Annotated in this window: 19 protein-coding genes and 1 pseudogene; 7 read left to right on the top strand and 13 right to left on the bottom strand. The window is 61.5% G+C overall.

The features are described 5' to 3' along the window. Positions 1 to 114 precede the first annotated feature (114 nt). On the top strand, positions 115 to 396 hold the full coding sequence (locus L288_RS25475) for an ArsR/SmtB family transcription factor (RefSeq protein WP_021236963.1): 282 nt from the start codon (positions 115 to 117) through the stop codon (positions 394 to 396). Positions 397 to 406: 10 nt separating this feature from the next. On the opposite strand, the gene L288_RS25470 is transcribed toward L288_RS25475, so the two are convergent. Beyond that, complete coding sequence (locus L288_RS25470) at positions 407 to 829, bottom strand: hypothetical protein (RefSeq protein WP_021236962.1); 423 nt, start codon at positions 827 to 829, stop codon at positions 407 to 409. Positions 830 to 1,472: 643 nt separating this feature from the next. Between L288_RS25470 and L288_RS25465 the strand changes: the two genes are divergently transcribed. Further along, entirely contained in the window at positions 1,473 to 2,099 is a 627-nt protein-coding gene (locus L288_RS25465; protein ID WP_236612997.1) for an SIR2 family protein, read from the top strand. A gap of 5 nt (positions 2,100 to 2,104) precedes the next feature. Here the strand turns inward: L288_RS25465 and L288_RS25460 are convergent. The 9 genes and pseudogenes from L288_RS25460 to L288_RS25425 all read right to left on the bottom strand — a co-directional run. After that, positions 2,105 to 2,257: pseudogene (locus L288_RS25460) on the bottom strand (transposase); the annotation flags it as partial. Positions 2,258 to 2,440: 183 nt separating this feature from the next. Beyond that, positions 2,441 to 2,560 carry a DUF2474 family protein gene (locus L288_RS42250; RefSeq protein WP_152522031.1) on the bottom strand — a complete coding sequence of 40 codons (120 nt, stop codon included), beginning with the start codon at positions 2,558 to 2,560 and terminating at the stop codon, positions 2,441 to 2,443. Then, complete coding sequence (gene cydB, locus L288_RS25455; protein WP_021236960.1) at positions 2,560 to 3,567, bottom strand: cytochrome d ubiquinol oxidase subunit II; 1,008 nt, start codon at positions 3,565 to 3,567, stop codon at positions 2,560 to 2,562. Before cydB ends, L288_RS42250 begins: the two co-directional genes overlap by 1 nt. A 5-nt stretch (positions 3,568 to 3,572) precedes the next feature. Next, complete coding sequence (locus L288_RS25450) at positions 3,573 to 4,976, bottom strand: cytochrome ubiquinol oxidase subunit I (RefSeq protein WP_021236959.1); 1,404 nt, start codon at positions 4,974 to 4,976, stop codon at positions 3,573 to 3,575. Positions 4,977 to 5,035: 59 nt separating this feature from the next. After that, positions 5,036 to 5,815 (bottom strand): sulfite exporter TauE/SafE family protein, encoded by a 780-nt coding sequence (locus tag L288_RS25445; RefSeq protein ID WP_031303886.1) that lies wholly within the window; start codon positions 5,813 to 5,815, stop codon positions 5,036 to 5,038. A 5-nt stretch (positions 5,816 to 5,820) separates the two neighbouring features. After that, the gene (locus L288_RS25440; protein ID WP_021236957.1) at positions 5,821 to 7,506 is read right to left on the bottom strand and encodes a TIGR01244 family sulfur transferase; all 1,686 of its coding nucleotides are present in this window, start codon (positions 7,504 to 7,506) and stop codon (positions 5,821 to 5,823) included. A 21-nt stretch (positions 7,507 to 7,527) separates the two neighbouring features. Continuing rightward, positions 7,528 to 7,950, bottom strand: a complete 423-nt coding sequence (locus L288_RS25435) for a DUF6691 family protein (RefSeq protein WP_021236956.1) — start codon at positions 7,948 to 7,950, stop codon at positions 7,528 to 7,530. Next, entirely contained in the window at positions 7,950 to 8,381 is a 432-nt protein-coding gene (locus L288_RS25430; RefSeq protein ID WP_021236955.1) for a YeeE/YedE family protein, read from the bottom strand. Before L288_RS25430 ends, L288_RS25435 begins: the two co-directional genes overlap by 1 nt. Next, positions 8,381 to 9,289, bottom strand: a complete 909-nt coding sequence (locus tag L288_RS25425) for an MBL fold metallo-hydrolase (protein WP_021236954.1) — start codon at positions 9,287 to 9,289, stop codon at positions 8,381 to 8,383. The genes L288_RS25430 and L288_RS25425 overlap by 1 nt, the downstream gene beginning before the upstream one ends. Positions 9,290 to 9,393: 104 nt before the next feature. Here L288_RS25425 and L288_RS25420 point away from each other — a divergent pair, with 104 nt between their 5' ends. Together L288_RS25420 and L288_RS25415 are read left to right on the top strand one after the other, a co-directional pair. Then, positions 9,394 to 10,065 carry a peroxiredoxin gene (locus tag L288_RS25420; protein ID WP_021236953.1) on the top strand — a complete coding sequence of 224 codons (672 nt, stop codon included), beginning with the start codon at positions 9,394 to 9,396 and terminating at the stop codon, positions 10,063 to 10,065. Continuing rightward, a complete protein-coding gene (locus tag L288_RS25415; protein WP_021236952.1) occupies positions 10,062 to 10,442 on the top strand; it encodes a metalloregulator ArsR/SmtB family transcription factor in 381 nt (126 codons plus the stop codon). The genes L288_RS25420 and L288_RS25415 overlap by 4 nt, the downstream gene beginning before the upstream one ends. A gap of 36 nt (positions 10,443 to 10,478) precedes the next feature. Here L288_RS25415 and L288_RS25410 read toward each other — a convergent pair whose 3' ends face one another. The 3 genes from L288_RS25410 to L288_RS25400 all read right to left on the bottom strand — a co-directional run bounded on the left by L288_RS25410 (position 10,479) and on the right by L288_RS25400 (position 13,951). Further along, positions 10,479 to 11,108 (bottom strand): peroxiredoxin, encoded by a 630-nt coding sequence (locus tag L288_RS25410; protein WP_021236951.1) that lies wholly within the window; start codon positions 11,106 to 11,108, stop codon positions 10,479 to 10,481. Positions 11,109 to 11,212: 104 nt separating this feature from the next. Continuing rightward, on the bottom strand, positions 11,213 to 12,652 hold the full coding sequence (locus L288_RS25405) for a bifunctional metallophosphatase/5'-nucleotidase (RefSeq protein ID WP_021236950.1): 1,440 nt from the start codon (positions 12,650 to 12,652) through the stop codon (positions 11,213 to 11,215). A 6-nt stretch (positions 12,653 to 12,658) separates the two neighbouring features. After that, entirely contained in the window at positions 12,659 to 13,951 is a 1,293-nt protein-coding gene (locus L288_RS25400; RefSeq protein WP_021236949.1) for an NAD(P)/FAD-dependent oxidoreductase, read from the bottom strand. Between the two features lie 244 nt (positions 13,952 to 14,195). On the opposite strand from L288_RS25400, the gene L288_RS25395 reads away from it, so the two are divergent. From L288_RS25395 to L288_RS25385, 3 genes are read left to right on the top strand one after another with little or no spacing between them, the layout of a single operon-like run. Further along, positions 14,196 to 17,372 carry an efflux RND transporter permease subunit gene (locus tag L288_RS25395; protein WP_021236948.1) on the top strand — a complete coding sequence of 1,059 codons (3,177 nt, stop codon included), beginning with the start codon at positions 14,196 to 14,198 and terminating at the stop codon, positions 17,370 to 17,372. Then, the gene (locus L288_RS25390; protein ID WP_021236947.1) at positions 17,365 to 18,537 is read left to right on the top strand and encodes an efflux RND transporter periplasmic adaptor subunit; all 1,173 of its coding nucleotides are present in this window, start codon (positions 17,365 to 17,367) and stop codon (positions 18,535 to 18,537) included. Before L288_RS25395 ends, L288_RS25390 begins: the two co-directional genes overlap by 8 nt. Beyond that, positions 18,524 to 19,942 carry an efflux transporter outer membrane subunit gene (locus tag L288_RS25385; protein WP_021236946.1) on the top strand — a complete coding sequence of 473 codons (1,419 nt, stop codon included), beginning with the start codon at positions 18,524 to 18,526 and terminating at the stop codon, positions 19,940 to 19,942. The genes L288_RS25390 and L288_RS25385 overlap by 14 nt, the downstream gene beginning before the upstream one ends. Positions 19,943 to 19,947: the final 5 nt, after the last annotated feature.

The following is a 19,947-nucleotide window of genomic DNA, read 5'->3' as shown; positions in this document are numbered from 1 at the left end:
ATATTTCAAGAACTATCGTACGACCGCGCGTCACTTTTCTGATTTTTCTTGTTTTGTCCGAAACGAAGGAAGATGGGACTAGCGAAGAATTCAATGATTGATTATCTATGAATCATGGAATTGAATAAACTTCCCATCTTTGCTGCCCTAGGCCAGCCCACGCGCTGGCGGACGTTCGAGCTCCTGCTCGGCAAGGGCGAGCATGGCATGCTTCAGGGCGAGATTGCCAAGTCGCTTAATGTGGACAAGAACCTCATGTCGACGCACCTGAAGGTGCTGAGGGAGGCCGGACTCGTCGCGTCCGAAAAGAACGGCCGCGAAGTGACCTACCGGGTCACGCCTGCGGTCGCGCGGGAGACTGCGGCCACGCTGCTCAAGGCGATCGATAAGAGCTGATCGATCCGGCTCACGCGCCGGCCCGCTCTTGAATGTGGAGGTCGCCGCCCTGTTGGAGCGGCCGCCAGCGCGGACAGCAGTCACCCTCTTCCGCAAGCCGGCGGGCCACCCCGCTCGGCACTAGACGTCGGACGACGGGATGGTCGAGCACAATGCCGCTATGAACTTCCACTTCGGCCAGAAGATGTGACGCGATGCGCACGCTGACCCGTTTAGTCGCTTCGTCGCGCGAAGACGCCCAGCAGGCGTGGAACATGCTGATGCCGTAGCCTTCGAAGGTCAGCTGCATGGTGGCAGTGTATAGCTGGCTGGCGCCGCTGCCACCAAATGTCGCGACGGGCGACGACAGCGCGTCGACCCCGTAGGGCGTGTCGAGCATGGAGATGCAGACGGATGGCGCGGCGCCGTCTAGCACGAACGGAATCAACTGCATGGTTTGGCCTCCGGTCGTTGGGAAGGCAACCCAGATAGGGATTTCGATTCACAGTTCAATGATATTTGAACTAATTGTCGAAATCGATATTGTCGCACAGGTGAGTCTCTATCAAGCTGAACGTCACAGTCGTTTGGGATTGGGAGCCACACAACCAACATCTCCGCGGACATTTCATTTCGCTACGCTGGTACAACAAGGCTCTGGCAGCCTTGATGGAAAGCCGAGAGCGTCTCGCCTACCAGATTAAGGCTGACCGCTAGTCACCTGCTCTTCGATGACGCAGAGCCGTTCGAGGCGCTCATGGCGCGATGTGCAGATATAGCCGCGCGAGCCAATCGCGTGGCCAGATAAGATTGGGGATGGGGGTATATGGGTGAGGGTGCGAAGGGCGAAAATTCCAGTTTCTGCGGAAAGGCGACGCTGAACCTTCAGATCTTGATTGGAACAGGGGGGCCGAGAGCGCTCGTCAGGCCATTTCGGAGGCGATGAGCGCCAAGAACATCGCATTCCTGCTCGGCGCTGGATGCTCGTCTTTGATGAAGGACGACAAAGAGCTTGGCATTTCTACGATGGCGCCTTTGGCGGAGGAGTTTTGCGGGGAAACCTAGCGAAGGATTACAGTCGTAACCTTGAACGCTTGATGGAGGTGTTGTTCGCGCAGCGGTTCGTGCTGCGCCATAGCGAGAACGCTGCTCTTCACCCCAATCGGGCGGTGCTCGATGGCATCATCAAAAAGGTCCAGGATTTCCTCTGGACCCGTGTCACCAAGGGGAGATTTGCCACGGATGGCGACACCACCGTGCGCGACCTCTACGAGCGGTTTTACAAGAAGCTGGTCTTGCGGGATCGGTCCTTGCCCCGGCCGTGGGTGTTCACGACCAACTACGATCATTTCAGCGAACTGGCGATGGACCGCCTCGGCATTCCATATGCCAATGGCTTTTCCGGCGTGGTGGAACGCCGCTTCAATCCGGCCAGTTTTCGCTACGCCTTAGCCGAGCAGCTCGACGTCGCCAGCCGCAAATGGACAGCGGTCGACGCCTTCGTCTATCTCTGCAAATTGCATGGTTCGGTCACTTGGACCGAGGACGATCATGGCCTCTTCCCAATCAGGGAAGTCTGGCCGCCAGCGTCCGCGAACCAGATGATGATCTATCCGACGCCAGCGAAGCAGAACTCTTCGCTCGGTTCGCCCTACGCGGATCTCTTCCGGCAATTTCAGTCGCGGATCGTGCGGGAGCAAAGCGTTCTCATCACGGCAGGCTAACCGACCGGTGCGTCACGCCAGCGCAGCCCGTTCCTGATCACGAAAATGATCCCACTCACGATCCGCCGATCATCGACCCGCGGGATGCCGTGCGACAGTGGGAAATAGGGCTCAATCCGGCGCATCTGCGCCTCGCTCAACAACCACAATTCGGACATCGGCAGCACCTCCTTGGTGCTGATGTTGAATCAAACACTTGCGTCCAGCGCAAACGATTTAATGGGTCCTGAGCCTAGGAAAGTGGATGCAGGCGGCAGCTTGTGACGGAAACAGCCGTTCGAATATTTCGAACGGTTGGTGCTCGACGTTCGCTCTTGGCACTCAAACGTCTTATGCTGATGCTAAGTCTTCAGCCAATATCGGAGAACCCCTGCCACCAGCACCAGTGAGCCGACACTCATCATCCATATAGCGATAAGCCAGATGAGCCGCCTCCACAAAGGGTCCGGAGCACCGTTCATCAGTGATAGCCGTGCGTGCCAACTTTGCCACGAAAGACCCAATAGGCCCATCCTGTGTAGGCAAGGATAATTGGCATGATGATCGCGGTGCCGATCAACATAAAGACTTGGCTCCGCTCTGGCGCGGCAGCGTCCCAAATCGTTATGCTGTCGGGCACGATATAGGGGAACAGGCTGATGCCAAGACCTGCAAATCCCAAAGCGAACAGGGCCAGCGCGAGCAGGAACGGTGCTGCCGTCGCCCCGCCGCGCAGCTTCCGGAACAACAGGAATGCGACAATCGCGGTAAGCAACGGCACCTGTGCGGTCGCCAGCACGCCGGGCATATCGAACCAGCGCTTCCAATATTCGAACTGCAAAAATGGGGTCGCGGCGCTGACTGCGGCCATTGCGAACAAGGTGCCGATCGCCGCCCAAAGGGCGAGCCTGCGCGCGTGCGCCTCAGCGGTCCCCTCCACCTTCCAGATCAGCCAGGTGGCGCCTAGCAGCGCGTAGCCGATCACCACCCCGGCGCCGGTCAACAGGCTGAACGGGGTCAGCCAGTCGAGCCAGCCACCGGCATAGGCCTGGTTTTCGACCTGAACGCCCTGGAGGATCGCACCCAGCGTCACGCCCTGTGCAAAGGCGGCGATGAAGGAACCGACGCTGAATGCCATATCCCACAGCGCGCGGTGGCGTGGATCGCGCCAGCGAAATTCGAACGCCACGCCGCGGAACACCAGCCCCAGAAGCATCGCGATGATGAGGGGGTAGGTCGCGGTCAGGATCACACCATAGGCCAGCGGGAAAGCGGCAAAAAGCCCGCCTCCGCCCAGCACCAGCCAGGTTTCATTACCGTCCCACACCGGCGCGATCGAATTCATCGCCTGATCGCGTTCTTCCCCCACCTTGAAGCTGGGGAACAGGATGCCGATGCCCAGGTCGAACCCGTCCATGACGACGTACATGAATACGGCAAAGGCGATGATGAAAGCCCAGATGACCGTCAGATCGACATTGATGCCCATCGCGTTTACTCCGCCCCGGTGACGATGGCAGGCGCAGGGGTTATGCCCGCGGCGCGCACGGGCACAGGTTCATGTTCGGGCTCATGCGGCACGGCCGGCCTGTGCATCAGGTGCAGAATATACCATGTGCCCGCACCAAAGACCGCGAAATAGACGATGACGAACGCGATCAGGGATGCACCGACAGCGGGCGCTGCAAGGGGAGAACTGCTTTGGGCTGTCAGCAATTCTCCATAGACGGTATATGGCTGCCTGCCGACTTCGGTTGTGATCCACCCCGCGATAACCGCAACGAAGCCCGACGGCCCCATCAGCACGGCAGCGCGATGCAGCCCCGGCCAGTCGTAAAGGCGTTTACGCATCCGCGCGAACAGGCTCCACAACCCAAGACCGAGCATGGCAAAGCCAATGCCAACCATTACGCGGAACGACCAGAAGATGACCGGCACGGGAGGCTCGCGGTCATCGGGAATCGTATCGAGGCCGGCGAGCGGTGCGTCCAGATCGTGCTTCAGGATCAGCGAAGACGCCTTGGGAATTTCGACGGCATAATCGATGCGCTTCTCCGCGCTGTTGGGAATGCCGAACAGGATTAGCGGCGCGCCGTCCGGATGGCTGTCATAATGCCCCTCCATCGCCATGACCTTGGCGGGCTGATGCTCCAGCGTGTTGAGGCCATGCATGTCACCGGCGAAAATCTGGACCGGCGCGACGATCGCGGCCATCCACATCGCCATGCTGAACATCTTTCGCGCGTGCAGGTTTCTGCAGTCGCGCAGCAGATGCCAGGCCCCGACCGCGCCAACCACAAAAGCCGTCGTCAGATAGGCAGCAATCACCGTATGGACGAGCCGATAGGGAAAGCTGGGGTTGAAGATGATCGCCAGCCAGGAAGGGCCCGGCAGGAAACGGCCATCGGGTGAGATCTCAAAGCCCGTGGGCGTCTGCATCCAGCTGTTCACCGACAATATCCAGAAAGCCGAAATGAACGTGCCGAGCGCCACCATGCAGGTAGCGGCAAAATGCAGCCCCTTGCCCACCTTGGACATGCCGAACAGCATGACGCCAAGGAAGCCTGCCTCCAGGAAGAAAGCGGTGAGCACTTCATAGGCCATCAGCGGCCCGATCACCGGCCCTGCCTTTGTCGAGAAAACCGACCAGTTGGTGCCGAACTGATAGGACATGACGATGCCGGAAACCACGCCCATCGCAAAGGCAATTGCAAAGATTTTCACCCAGTAGCGGAACAGGTCGAGATAGATGTCCCGCCCGGTTTTCAGCCACAGTCCCTCCAGGACCATCAGATAGCTGGCCAGGCCAATCGAAAAGGCCGGAAAGATGAAGTGGAAGCTGACCGTGAACCCGAACTGGATTCGGGCGAGCAGCAAGGCATCGAAAGCGTCGAACATGGCAATTACTCCCAGGCCGCAATTGCAGACGGACCGGCATCTTCCAATTGGACAATATGCTACACTATCGCGCCAACGCTTTTAACCAGCATATAGGCTGCCACGACAAAGATCAGGACGGCGAACACCGTGGTCAACGTGCCGGTGCCAGACAGCCGCTTGGCCACGATCGTGCCGATGAACCCGCCAGCGATGCCGCCAGTGATGAATACGCCAGCCAGCGCCCAGTCGATCAGCCCGGAAAATGCGTAGTTGGCGGCTGTCGTCAGGCCGAATGCCGTCACCGCCACGAGACTGGTTCCGACCGCGTTGATGATCGGCATACTGGTCGATGCGACGAGGCCGGGGACGATCAGGAAACCGCCGCCGATACCGAAAAAGCCGGAGAAGATGCCAGTGCCCAGCCCATAGCCCAGCACCTTGGGCGCATTCTCACGATTGCATTGGGCGCCCGCTATGCCGAGCGCCTTGCGCCCGCGCAGCATCAATATGCCAACGACGATCATCACGAGAGCGAACAGGAACAGCAGCTTTTGTCCATCGAACGCCTTGCCGATTGTCGACCCGCCCAGCGCGCCAAGGACGCCCGCCGCCGCATACATGCCGCCGCAGCGCCATTTGACCGTATGCTCCCGCGCATGGCTGGCCAGCCCCGTTGCGGCGTTGACCGCGACCGCCAGCGCCGACGTGCCGATGGCGACATGCGGGCTGGAGACGCCGACCAGATAGACCATCAGCGGCACGGCCAGGATCGATCCACCGCCGCCAACCAGCCCCAGCGAAAAGCCGACCAGCGAGCCAGACAGCAGGCCCAGGACATATTGCAGCGGTTCGAGCATGGCGATCACGCCGCCTGACGGACGCGGTCGATCGGTTGCGGCTTCACCAGCCACTCATGCCCCTTGAGCATGCCGTTCCAGTAAATCCACGGCAGCGCTTCCGACTTGAGTAGCCAGGACAGTCTCGCAGGCTGCGTTCCGTCGATCAGCCATGTAGGGAAGCTGGGCAGCAGCTTGCCGCCATAGCCGAACTCGGCGAGCACGATCTTGCCCTTCTCCACCGTCAGCGGACATGAGCCATAGCCGTCATAGCCTGCAACCGGCTCGCCACCCTTCAGCATGGCGAGCAGATTGACCGCCACGATCGGCGCCTGCTTGCGCGCCGCTGCGGCGGTCTTGGCATTGGGCGTGGAGCCGCCATCGCCAAGGCCGAAGATATTGGGGTAGCGGACGTGCCGCATCGTTACCTGATCGACCTCGACATAGCCGGTCTTGTCCGCCAGCGGACTGTCGGCAACGAAGCGCGGCGCGATCTGGGGCGGGGTTACGTGGATCATGTCGAACGCGCGCGTCACTTCGCCCGTCTTTTCGCGGAAGGTCGCGGTCTTTGCCGCGCCGTCGACCGCGATCAAGGTAGATTCGAAATTGAGGTCGATGCCGTATCGCTCGACATAGCCCATCAGCGCGGGGACATAGTCCTTCACGCCGAACAGCACGCCGCCCGCATTGTGGAAGGCAACATCGATGTTGTTCAGAACCCCGCGTTCAAGCCAGTTGTCGCACGACAGATACATCGCCTTCTGCGGCGCGCCCGCGCATTTGATGGGCATTGGCGGCTGGGTGAACAGCGCCACACCTTCCCGCAGATTGCGTACCAGCTCCCAGGTGTAGGGCGCCGTGTCGTAGCGATAGTTGGAGGTGACGCCATTTCGGCCCAGCGTCTCCGCCAACCCGTCGATCGCGTCCCAGTCCAGCACGTTGCCCGGCGCAACGACCAGTGCGCGATACCCGATCACGCTGCCACTGGCCGTCGTCACCTGATCCTGTTCGGGCTGGAAGCTGTGCGCGGCTTCCCTGATCCAGGTGACACCCTTGGGCATCACCGATGCCATCGAATGACAAGTGGTTTTCGGGTCGAAAACGCCCGCGCCGACCATCGTCCAGCCGGGCTGGTAATAATGGTCGGTGCGTGGTTCGATGATCGCGATCGACAGAGAAGAGTCGCGTTTGTGGATTGATGCTGCCGTCGCGATGCCGCCTGCACCTCCGCCGACAATCACAACATCATAGCGCGCGGCGGGGCGATCGATCGCCCGGCTGTCCGGGCCGCCGGCCCCTATGGCCTCGATCCGATCGCGCAATTGCGACAGATCGTAACCAGCTGCATTTGCTGCGCTCAGGATGGCGGCGGTCGGGCGCGATCCGGCCTGCGACAAGGCCCACAGCGTCGTGGAACGGGTGCCCGTCCGGCAAAAGGCGAGCGCGGGGCCATCGAAAGATGCCAGCGCATCGCCGAAAGCCGTCACAGACGCCTCATCGAAATTGCCACCGCTGATGGGAATATGACGATAGACGATGCCGAGCGCTTCAGCCTGTGCCTTCAGGTCGGCTGAGAGGGGTTGGCCGGGCTCTTCTCCATCGGGCCGGTTATTGATGATCAGACGGATGTCGGCAGATGCGGCCTGGGCAATGTCTTCAGGTATAATCTGGCCGCAAACGAGCAGTTTCTCATCCAGCTTATGAGGATTCATCGAACCTCTCCTTTTTTAAGTTCAGGCGTGGACCGGCGGGCGATCAAGCGCCCAGACGATCGCGAAGCCGACCGCCATCGCAGCAGTGAAAACGGCGGCTGCCGCAGGATTGATGGCAAAGGCGGCCAGCGCAGGACCGGGGCAAAGGCCGCCAAGCCCCCATCCAATGCCGAACAAGGCAGACCCGCCGAGCAGGCGCGGCGTGATCGGGTTGGTATCGGGGAGATGAAAATCGGCATCGGCGACGGGCGCCGCCATCCGCCGCTGGACCAGCCAGGCGATGGCCATGGGGATCATCGCCCCGCCCATGACAAAGGCAAGGGTGGGATCCCAGACGCCGAACAGGTCCAGGAACCCGCGGACCCGCACAGGGTCCAGCATTCCCGAAACGGCAAGACCCGCACCGAACAGCAGGCCGGAGGCAAGGCCGATCACGGTGCGCATCACCAGCCACCTCCGACTGCATTGACGATGGCCACGGTCGCAAAGCCGGTCGCCATGAAGGTGCATGTCGCAACGATGGATCGCTTCGACAGCCGCGACATGCCGCATACGCCGTGGCCGGAGGTGCACCCCGACCCCAGCCGCGTGCCGATGCCGACGATCAGCCCGGCGACAGCGAGCATTGCCATGCTCATGGGGAAGCGTGACAGTATCGGTCCCGCCAGCCATGCGACAAGTGCCGCGCCGAGAGGCAGGCCGATGATGAAGGCCAGCGCGAGCGTGCGCGGTGCGCCGCCGCCCAGCCCGATCGCCCGCGCCGCCATGCCGCTGACGCCAGCGATGCGGCCCGCGCCCAGCAGCATGATGGCAGCCGCCGTGCCGATCATCAGACCACCGATCAGTCCCTGCACCGGCATGGCATAGTCAGGCATCACAGCACATCCAGCGGAAGCTTGAGGTAGCGCGTGCCATTCTCTTCCGGCTCAGGCAGATGCCCGCCGCGCATATTCACCTGTATCGAGGGGAGTATAAGCCGTGGCATCCCCAGCGTCGCGTCACGCCGGGTGCGCATTTCAACGAACTCGTCCTCGCCCACGCCTTCATGGACATGGACATTGGAGTCGCGTTCCTGTCCGATGGTGGTTTCCCACACAAAGTCGTCGCGGCCCGGTGCCTTGTAATCATGGCACAGGAAAGTGCGCGTCTCGCGCGGCAAATCCATCAGGCGGCGGATAGAGCGATAAAGCATTCGCGCATTGCCGCCGGGGAAATCCGCGCGGGCGGTGCCATAGTCCGGCATGAACAGCGTGTCGCCGGTGAACACCGCGTCGCCGATCACATAGGCCAGGTCAGCGGGCGTATGCCCCGGCACATGCAGCGCGACCGCAGGGATCGAACCGATCGAGAATCTGTCTCCGTCATCGAACAGATGGTCGAACTGCGACCCGTCACGCTCGAACTGCGTGCCTTCGTTGAAGATCTTGCCGAACACGTTCTGGACTGTCGTGATCACGCGGCCGATGGCGAGCTTGCCCCCCAGCTTTTCCTGAAGGAAAGGCGCGGCAGACAGATGATCGGCATGGGCATGGGTTTCCAGCAGCCACTCGACCTTCAGCCCTTCAGCCTCGACATAATCGATGATCGCCTGCGCAGAGCCGTGGTCCGTGCGGCCGGATGCGGGATCGAAGTCGAGCACGCTGTCGATGATGGCGGCTGACCGGGTTGCCGGGTCGTGCACCACATAGCTTGCCGTGAATGTCGGCTCGTCAAAGAACGAGCGCACAACCGGCGCGGTTATCTTCCCGGCGTGGGTATCAGCGACAATCTGCGTTGCGAGCATGAGCGGCTCATCAGGGTGGTCCATCTCGACTCTCCAAACTTTCTCGATTACACGTTTCAAATAATCGAGTATTGTTATTGCGTCAACTAATGAGATGGATGACAATGGCGATCACTATGAATGAAAGGTTCGATTTGGCTTCTGAGCTCCCCTCCTGCTCCGCTTTGCGCCTTGGCGAGGAAGCCCCCGACTTCACCGCCCGCTCCACACGTGGCGTGGTTTCACTTTCGGATTTCCGCGGACGATGGCTTGCGCTCTTTTCGCACCCCGCGGACTTCACGCCGGTCTGCACCAGCGAGTTCGTGTCGATCGCGCGCGCACATGATCGATTCGCCGCGCTGGGCTGCGAACTGATGGCACTGTCGGTCGACAGCCTGTTTTCCCACCTCGCCTGGATCCGCGCGATCCGCGATCGGTTCGATGTCGTCGTGGACTTCCCGATCATCGAAGACCCGACGCTGGAGATCGCGCGCGCCTATGGCATGGTTGGCCCGAACGCGATGGACGCAAGCGCGGTGCGGACGACCTATTTCCTCGATCCGGACGGGATTTTGCGCGCCTCGACCTGCTATCCGGCCAGCGTCGGACGTTCGGTGGAGGAGATGCTACGGCTCGTCGCCGCGCTTCAGCGTGTCCATGATGGATCGGCTCTGGCGCCGGAAGGCTGGATGCCGGGCGGCGACCTGCTCGCGGTCCCGAGTCATGATGTCGCCGACGTGCTGGCCGCGCTCGCCGGCACCGACTGGTTCTATACGCCGATCAAGGATCAGGCATGATGGCGGACATCGCGACGCTTGATCTCGATGCCGCAGCGGAATTGCTCCGCGCGCTTGCGCATCCGGTGCGCCTCTCCCTGCTGCGCACCCTCATAGATGGTGAGCGCTCAGTCGGTGAGATCGAACAATTAGCCAATGTCGTGCAGCCCGGCCTTAGCCAGCAGCTCGGCGTCCTGCGGAAGGCCGACCTTGTCCATACGCGCCGCGAGGCAAAGCTGGTTTTCTATCGCATCAACCAGGCCCGTATCGCTGAAGTCAGCGCCTTGCTTGATGCCTATGCGGGGACGGTGGCCATATCCCGTGCCGACGCGGTCGCGGCCCGACTGCAGGCCGGCGGCGGCGCGGCCATGTTCGCTCGGATCGCGCCACGCAAATGATGCTGCGAGGCTGTAGAGCCTCGCAGCATCAGACTCTCAGTCCACCAATACGGTGCGCAGATAAGGGCGGTGCTCGGTCCAGCCCTGCGGGAAGAGGCCGCGTGCCTCGTCATCCTTGATCGATGGAGGAATGATCACTTCCTTGCCCTTCTGCCAGTCTGCCGGGGTCGCGATTCGCTTGGCGTCACCGAGTTGAAGCGCATCGATCACGCGCAATATCTCGTCGAAGTTGCGTCCCACGCTCATCGGGTAGGTCATTGTCAGCCGGATCTTCTTTTTTGGATCGATGATGAAGACCGATCGCACCGCTGCGGTCGCGCTCTGATCGGGGTGAATCATGTCATACATCTTGGCAATCGACAGATCCGCGTCGGCGACGATGGGAAAGGTCAGGTTGGTGTTCTGGGTGTCATTAACATCCTCGATCCATTTGCGGTGTTCGTCGGCAGTGTCGGTCGACAGGCCGAGCGGTTTGACGTTGCGCGCGTCGAACTGATCGGCAAGCTGGGCTGTGCGGCCCATCTCGGTCGTGCAAACCGGAGTGAAATCGGCCGGGTGGCTGAAGAAGAAGACCCAGGAGTCGCCAGCCCATTCATGCAGGCTGATGGGGCCGTTCTGGGTGTCGACGGTGAAATCGGGTGCGGTGTCGCCAATGTGCAGGGTCATGTCGGGTCCTTTCAGGATTGCGATAACAGACCCCTACCGCAGGAAACCGGAAGCACCCAACACAATATTTCACTTTCTGTCATCGTGTATATGATTGCGCGCAATTATACGAGTTCAGTGCTCGAGCTTTCTGCGCCATCCGCCCCAAGCCATGGTCTCGCAAGCCTTCGACGCAGAGCTTCAATCGCCGAGATAGGCAGTTTACGCCGGTTAGTCCCGAATTTCGCTGGAACACCTTGGGCAGTAATGAAAGCGGCGGTGTACCGAGCGGATTCCTCAATCGGAGCGCCGTCGACATATAGTCGGTCAATACGGCGGCCTTTATCGTTCTCCGCCTTGAAGACGAGCCGGACGCCACGCATCCTTTTGATGTAGCCACCCATCTGATCATACGGATCCGACGCAAAGGTCCGCTCGAGATTTTCCTCCAGCATCTCGCGGATTTCCGAGCCGGTAACGTCAACAACCGAAACAGGCGGGTCCACCGGCACCATGTTCCAAAGGTCGTTCATCGTTATCGGCCCGGGCGCGATCGGTGCGCCGTAACGCCAGCCATTGGAAAAGGCGATCGGCGTTCCCACTGCCTCGGCGATGGCTTCGAGCAGCAGGTCGTCCATCGGGCTGTTGAGCATCGCATACCGATGCAGTGCGACGTCCGTGTGCCCGACGACCTCGCTCATCGCCTGCCTTTCGCTTGCGAGAGCCGTGGCGACACCATCCGCCAGGCCCGGATCGCTCGCGACGCTGTCATCGACAGGTATCAGGCGATGGCGCCAGCCCTGAAGGCCATCGTCCGAAACATCCAGATCAAGCCGCCCGACATAGGAGCCATGACAGCCCGACTGGAAGATGATTGCGCCATTGACGACGACGGCGTTTTCCATGCGGTTGTGGGTGTGCCCGCTGACGATGACGTCGATTCCGGTCACGTCCTTGGCCAGTTGCACATCCTGCGGAAAACCGAGGTGGGACAGGACCACAATCAGATCGGCATCCTGCCGAAGCCGCGCAATATGGCCGGGCAGTTCGGCATTGCCGATGACGAAGCGAAGCCCCTTGCTGAAGGAGGGCGGCATCGTCTTGTCCACAATCGGGCAAGCGAGGCCGACAATGCCGACCCGCACCCCATTGCGTTCGACGATGGTCGAGGGGGGCATGAACAGTTCGCCACTGTCTTCGCGAAAAATATTCGCGGCGAGTATGGGATGGGCCAGTTCCCTCGACATTTCAGCCACACGTTCCGGGCCGTAGGCGAATTCCCAGTGCAGGGTCATCGCATCAAAGCCCAGCGCGTTGATCAGGGGCACCATCGCCCGCGCCTGGTCCTGCACGGCGAAATGGGTGCCGTGGAACGTGTCGCCATTATCCAGCGCAATTACTCCGCCGGGATTTTCCTGCCGCGCCTGATCGAACAGAGTCTTGATCCGCGCCAGCCCGCCCATTTGCGCGAACTGAAAATCGCCGCGCGCATCCCGCTGTAGTTCGGGGTGGGCCTCCACATAGCCGTGTAGATCATTGAGTTGCAGTATGGTCAGGTTTGTCATGGCGGCTCAAAGCCCTTCCGCGATCAGTTCTGCGGCATCCAGTCCCCATGCGGGCACTTTGCCATCGGCGGCGAAGAACATGTCGCGATATCGCATTTTCAGGAAATAGGGCACGCGCCCCATCTTCAGTATTTGGCGGTCACCGCCGAACCAGCTGTTGGAATGTAGCCAGAACGCCTTCCGATCGCCCATATCGCCGATGCAGAGCACCTCGGGCTTCAGCGGAACGTCAGCCTTTTCCGCGTCCACGGTGCCGAAAATCTTGCCAAGTTGAAGCCCGATGATGTCTGATTGCTGATGTCCGATGGCGCCCAATTTGGGCACCGTAACAGCGGCGCAATCGCCACAGGCGAACACTTCGGGGTGGTCAGGGTTGCGCATCAGCAGGTCGGTTTTGATGAACCCTTCGGAATCGCTGACAGGCAGGCCTTTGACAAAGTCGTGCGCTACCCAGTCGGGGAAAATGATCTTCACCTCTGCCGGCAGGGTGCGGCCATCGGCAAACTCGATGGCGTCGGCCGTCAGTCGCGTGACGTCCTGCGTGTTGTTCCAGTAGTTGAAGCCCATCTTGGTCGCGAGTGTCAGGAGTTGTTTGACGACATCCTCGCCTGCATCTTCCGCGATCATGGGGGCTGGCGTAAAGACAGTGACGTTTTCGGGGCCGCCAAGTTTCCGATCCTTGAGCCAGGTCGCCATCGACATCATGACCTCGACAGGAGGCCCTTCACAGGCGGCAAGCGCCCGCGGGATCGATCCGCCGGGATAGGGTTCCAGACCGTCAGCTCCGTCCCCTTGGTGGAACCTTGCCGATCCGATCGCGATCGGGCCGCCTGCGTAGCGGGTGTTGAGATAGCGGCGCAGCTTTTCCCCGTGATACAGGTCGCTGACAGTGTGGCCGTGCTCGGCGAAGCCCTCGATCCGATCATAGGCAAGCCGGGCACCCAGTGCGAAGATGACATAATCATAATGTTCGACATGATCTTCGGCGCCACCTCGTTCTGCGGGCCTGAAGGTTACATTGCGCGCTGCAATGTCGACAGCAGTGACTTCTCCATGGATAAAATCGATATCATCCTTTGCCAGGATGGGCACCAGATCCATCCGCTGGTGCAGTGCTGGGTTGCGATCTTCGAACACGTCAGCGGGAATGTTGGGAATGAAAAGCAGATAGCTTTTGCGATCGATCACGGTGATGCGCGCCCTGTCCCCCACATATTGCCGCACCTTCTGTGCGCAGGCCAACCCGGCGAAATTGCCGCCAAGAATGAGGACATGGGGGCGACCATCATAGTGTGGCATAGCAATCTCCTTGGCCGTCGCGGGTGGCGATACGTTAGTACAACGAATATCGCGCGCGCGTTGCAGCCCTGCATGATAGCCGTGCAGCTTAAGGCATCCTTACCACTCGCCGATGCGGCGAGATCCGCGCTGCGCGGCAGCAAAATTATCGTCCTGGCATAAGCCTGCCTTAAGGTAGTGCCGCTTTTGACCTCCCCGACGGGAGGCTCGAAACCATGACCAATTCATCAGGGCGCGGCGAACGATGATCGCGCTAGTGCGCACCGCGCTGACCAAACCGCTGACTTTTATCGTGATGGCCGTGATGATCTTCGGCATCGGGACATTGTCTATCCTGCGAATGCCGGTGGACATCTTCCCGCGCATCGGCGTGCCGGTGATTGCGACGGCATGGACCTATACCGGCCTGTCGCCGCAGGACATGGCCGGGCGCATCGTCACGCCTTACGAACGCGTGCTGACAAATGCGGTCAACGATATCGAGAGGATCGAAAGCCAGTCCCTGAACGGGGTCGCAGTGGTGAAAATCCATTTCCAGCCGGGCGTCGACATCCGCACGGCTACGGCACAGGTCACCTCCATTTCGCAAACCATCCTGCGTCAGCTGCCGCCGGGCATCACCCCGCCCATGATCGTCAATTACGACGCCTCCACCGTGCCCATCCTGCAACTGGCCTTGTCGGGAAAGGGCTTGAGCGAACAGCAGCTATTCGATCTGGGATTGAACCAGGTCCGTCCGCTACTGGTCACGGTGCCCGGCGTAGCCATGCCATTCCCTTCTGGCGGGAAGCAGCGCCAGATGCAGATTGATGTTGATCCGGCCGCGTTGCAAGCGCGTGGCCTTTCTGCGCAAGACGTAGCGAACGCGCTGACCGCGCAGACGCAAATCAGCCCGGTCGGCTTCGCCAAGATCGGCGACCTGCAATATAATATCCGCCTGAACAACGCCCCGGCATCGGTCGAGCAACTGAACAATCTGCCGGTGAAGGTGGTGGACGGCGCCACCATCCTGATGCGCGATATCGCACAGGTGCGCGACGGCTCCGCCCCGCAGATCAACGTGGTCCATGTGGATGGGCAGCGATCCGCTCTGATGACCGTGCTTAAAAGCGGTGGCGCATCCACACTCGCCATTGTCGACGGGATCAAGCGGCGCCTGCCGCAAGCGCTGGCCGGCCTGCCCGATACGCTGAAGGTGACGGCAATAGGTGACCAGTCAGAACTGGTGAAGGCGGCGGTTTCGTCGGTGGTGACCGAAGGCGCTCTCGCTGCACTGCTGACGTCGCTCATGATCCTGCTGTTCCTTGGATCGTGGCGATCGACCATCATCATCGTCACGGCCATTCCGCTGGCGATCCTGGGTTCCATTGCCGGTCTGGGCGCGGTGGGCCACACGCTGAACCTGATGACGCTGAGCGGGTTGGTGCTGGCCATCGGCATTCTGGTGGACGACGCCACCGTGACTATCGAAAACATGAACTGGCATCTGGAACAGGGCAAGGGCGTGATCGCCGCCATCATGGATGGTGCGGCGCAAATCGTGAAACCTGCGCTGGTCGCGCTGCTGAGCATCTGCATCGTGTTCGTGCCGATGTTCTTTCTGCCGGGCATTGCAGGGTTCCTGTTCGTGCCGCTGGCGCTGGCGGTGATATTCGCCTTGCTCACGTCCTTCGTGCTCGCCCGCACGCTGGTGCCGACCATGGCGATGTTCCTGCTGCGCCCGCATGATGAAGGAGCAAAGACCCGCCCGACGCGCAATATTTTCGTTCACTTTCAGCGCGGCTTCGATCAGCGGTTCGAACGGATGCGCGCCCGTTATGGCCAGTTGCTGCGCCGCGTGCTGGATGTTCGCCGCGGCTTTGCCATGGTCTTTCTAGGCGTCATGCTTCTGTCGCTGTCGCTGGTGCCGCTGCTCGGTCGGGACTTCTTCCCGGCGGTGGATTCCGGCCAGATCGCCCTGCATGTGCGGACGCCTGCGGGGACGCGGATCGAACAGAGTTCCGCCACTTTCGCGCAGGTGCAACAACATATCCGCAGCGTGATCCCCGATGCGGAAATCGAAACGATGGTCGATAATATCGGCATCTCTCTGGCGGCGCTAAACAATATCTATGCCAATTCCGGCACGGTCGGGACCAATGAAGGCGATATCCTGATCACTTTGTCAAAGGATCGCGGGGACACGAATGACTATGTGCGTGCATTGCGCCAACAGTTACCGCTCAAATTCCCAGGCGTCGATTTTGCTTTTCTGCCAGCAGACATGACGAGCCAGATCCTCAATTTCGGATCGCCAGCCCCTCTCGATATCCAAATACGCGGGCGCAACATCGCGGAAAATCAGCGATATGCGCAAAAACTGTTGAAAAGCGTGCGGCAGATTCCGGGGCTGGCCGACGCGCGCATTCAGCAATCGACCCGCTATCCCCAACTGAATGTCGATGTCGACCGCGCACGCATCGCGCAATATGGTCTAAGCCAGCGGGATGTTACGGCCAGCCTCGGCACTGCGCTTGCCGGTACGGCGCAAAGCTCGCCCATATTCTACCTCAACCCCGAAAATGGCGTGTCCTATCCTGTCGTGGCGCAATTGCCGGAACGGGACATAGGCTCCGTCGTCGATCTGGCTGCGCTGCCAGTCGCAGGTGGCGTCGATGCCGCATCGCAAACGCTTGGCGGTGTCGCGCAGATCACACGCAGCAACACACTGTCCGTCGTCAGCAAATATGACATTCAGCCGGTCATCAACATCTATGCCACTACGCAAGGGCGTGACCTGGGTGCCGTTGCGAGCGATGTGAACGCCGCCATCGCCGCGCTGAAAAAGGAATTGCCGAAAGCATCCACCGTCACACTGCGCGGCCAATATGAAACGATGAACATAGCCTTCACCGGCCTTGCATTCGGCCTGATCGCGGCGATCTTGCTGATCTATCTGGTGATCGTGGTGAACTTCCAGAACTGGATCGATCCGCTTGTCATCATCGGCGCGTTGCCCGCCGCATTGGCAGGCATTGCATGGATGCTTTTCCTGACCGGCACCACCTTGTCCGTGCCGGCATTGATCGGCGCGATCATGGCAATGGGCGTATCGACCGCCAATGCCATCCTCGTCGTCAGTTTCGCGCGCGAAAGGCTGGCGGAAACGGGCAATGCTGCAACCGCCGCACTGGAAGCGGGCATGGTGCGCCTGCGCCCGGTGCTGATGACCGCGCTGGTCATGATTATCGGCATGTCGCCCATGGCGCTGGCCCTGGGCGAAGGGGCGGAACAGAACGCGCCGCTGGGCCGTGCGGTGATCGGCGGTTTGGCGTTCGCCACAATCGCCACGCTGGTGCTGGTGCCTGCGCTGTTCGCGCTGGCCCACCGCAAGGGCGCCCCGAAAACCCGCACTATCGAACTGGAACCGAGCCATGTCTGATCCCACCCCATCACGGACTTCATCGCGAAAGGGCCGCCTTTATGGTGCGGCGGCAGCTATTGGCGTAGCGCTGCTGGTGGGTGGCGGCATCGTTGCCCGCAATGCGGACCATACCGAACAGGCGGAATTCGCCCGCGCCAATGCATTGCCGACCGTCAATGTGATGCACCCAAAACCGGCGGAAGCAGGCGCCATTCGTCTGCCCGGCATGTTGGAACCGGATAACGAGGCCGCCATCCATGCCCGCGCCAGCGGCTATGTTGCGCGGCGACTGGTCGATATTGGCGATCATGTGCGTGCGGGGCAGGTTCTGGCCGTGCTGGACGCGCCGGAGGTTGAACAACAACTGGCACAGGCGCAAGCGGACCTGCGCACGGCAGAAGCCAACCGGGGACTGGCGCAAACTACGGCCGTACGTTGGGACGCGCTGCGGGCGAAGGACGCGGTATCGCAACAGGAAACCGATGAAAAAAGCGGGCGGCTAGCGGCGGCAACGGCCCTTGCCAGTTCCGCCCGTGCCAATGTCGAACGATTGCGCGCCACGCTCGGCTTCACCCGTGTTGTGGCACCTTTTGCAGGCCGGGTGACCAGCCGCAACGCGGAAATAGGCGCCCTGGTGAATGCGGGAAACGGCGTGGCCAGCCCCCTGTTCACCATTGCAGATGACCGCCGACTGCGCCTGCGCGTCCGTGTGCCCCAGGCCTTGTCAGGACAGCTGACGCGGGGTGTGGTGGCCAGTCTGACCGTACCGGAATATCCGGGCGAGAGTTTCGACGCCGCACTGGTGCGGACGGCAGGTGCGGTGGACCGGGCATCGGGCACGGTGCTGGCCGAGTTCGAGGTGAACAATACTGGCCAGCGGCTGAAGCCGGGCGGCTACGCTGAAGTGGCCATCCCGATGGCGGCAGGCACCGCCGTAACGCTGCCTGCCAGTGCGCTGATTGTCACACCGAAGGGAACGATGGTGGGGCTGGTCGATAGCGAAGGGCGCGTGACGATGCGCCCGGTTGTGATCGGACGGGACGATGGCGCCAGCGTGCAGATCGCTTCCGGCCTGACCCCGCAGGCCCGCGTGATCGCCACCCCGCCGGAGGCTTTGGCACAAGGGGATCAGGTTCGGATCGTCCGCAACCGGGGGAAAGGTGCCGCCGATGCGCAGGATTAACTTCGCCGCGCCCGCCCTGCTGTTGATGGCGGGCTGTTCCATGGCGCCGCCTCTGCACATTCCGGCCACGCCGATGGCCGAAGATTATAAATATGGCGCGCTGTGGCGTAATGCCGCGCCGGCGGACCGGCAGCCGCGAGGGCAATGGTGGCGTGATTTCGACGACCCTGTACTGGACGACCTGATCGCGCGGGCGGACGTGGACAGCCCCAGCCTTGCCGCAGCAGTAGCCCGGCTTGACCGCGCGCAGGCGGAGACGCGCCTTGCCGGTGCGGACCTCGCCCCCACACTGGATGGTCAGATGGCCCTTTCGCGCGAACGGCTGTCCGCTGGACGGCCCATCGGTCCCGGCGTTCCGGTAACGGCGGACCAATATATTCTGGGCGGTGCGCTGAACTATGAAATCGACCTGTGGGGCCGGGTCCGCCACAGCGTCAGGGCTAGCGAAGCGGACGCGGCAGTCGAAGCGGCCAGTCTCGCCTCCGTCCGCCTCAGCCTTCATGGCGCGCTGGCGGATGCCTATTTCCAGTTGCGTGGACTTGACCGGGAAGGCGCCCTGCTGCGCCGCACCGTGGACGCTTACGAAGCGTCAGACGCACTGATCCGCATTCGCCATGAAGGCAGCATCGCATCGGGCGTGGATCGCAGCCGATCGCAAACGCAGCTGGCCAATGCTCAGGCGCTGTTCCGGCAGATCGCCGCGCGCCGGGCGACGCTGGAGAACCGCATCGCGACATTGACTGGCATGATGCCTGGGCAATTTGCCATTACCCCAGCCGATAGCATTGCGGCTTTGCCCGCCATTGCGCCGGGCCTGCCATCCACCCTGCTAGAACGGCGACCTGACATTGCCGGGGCGCAGCGGCGACTGATCGCTGCCAATGCCCGCATCGGCGTGGCGAAGGCGGCCCGGTTCCCCCGCATCGATCTGGCTCTGGCCGGTGGTTTTCAGGCCAGTGGCGCGCCCCTTATCAGCGCCCCAACCGGATATTGGGCGCTGGGACCATTGTCGGCGGTGCTCAACCTCTTTGATGGCGGGCGGCAGCGGGCTCGGGTTGCCGTCAGCGAGGCGGAATATAACATCCTCGCCGCCAATTACCGCGAAACAGTGCTGAATGCCTTCCAGGAGGTAGAGGATTCGCTGGCCAGCAACGCGGCGCTGGCGGCCGAGGAAGCCGACCGGCAGCGGGCGGCACAGGCCGCCGCGCGCGGGGAAGAACTGGCGCTGGACCGTTATCGCGATGGCGCGGCGGACTATCTGGAAGTCGTCACTGCACAAACTGCCGCGCTGGCGGCGCAACAGGCCTTCATCACTGTGCAGACGGCGCGAAGGCGGGCGGCGATCACGCTCGTTCGAGCGCTGGGGGGCGGAGCGCAGGACGGGGCCGCCCCAGCACTCCGCTGATGCGA

Origin of the sequence: Sphingobium quisquiliarum P25 (genome assembly GCF_000445065.1) — a bacterium.
Lineage (GTDB): Bacteria > Pseudomonadota > Alphaproteobacteria > Sphingomonadales > Sphingomonadaceae > Sphingobium > Sphingobium quisquiliarum.
Note: the sequence above shows the minus strand (reverse complement) of the source record. Positions and strands in the feature narration are given on the sequence as shown.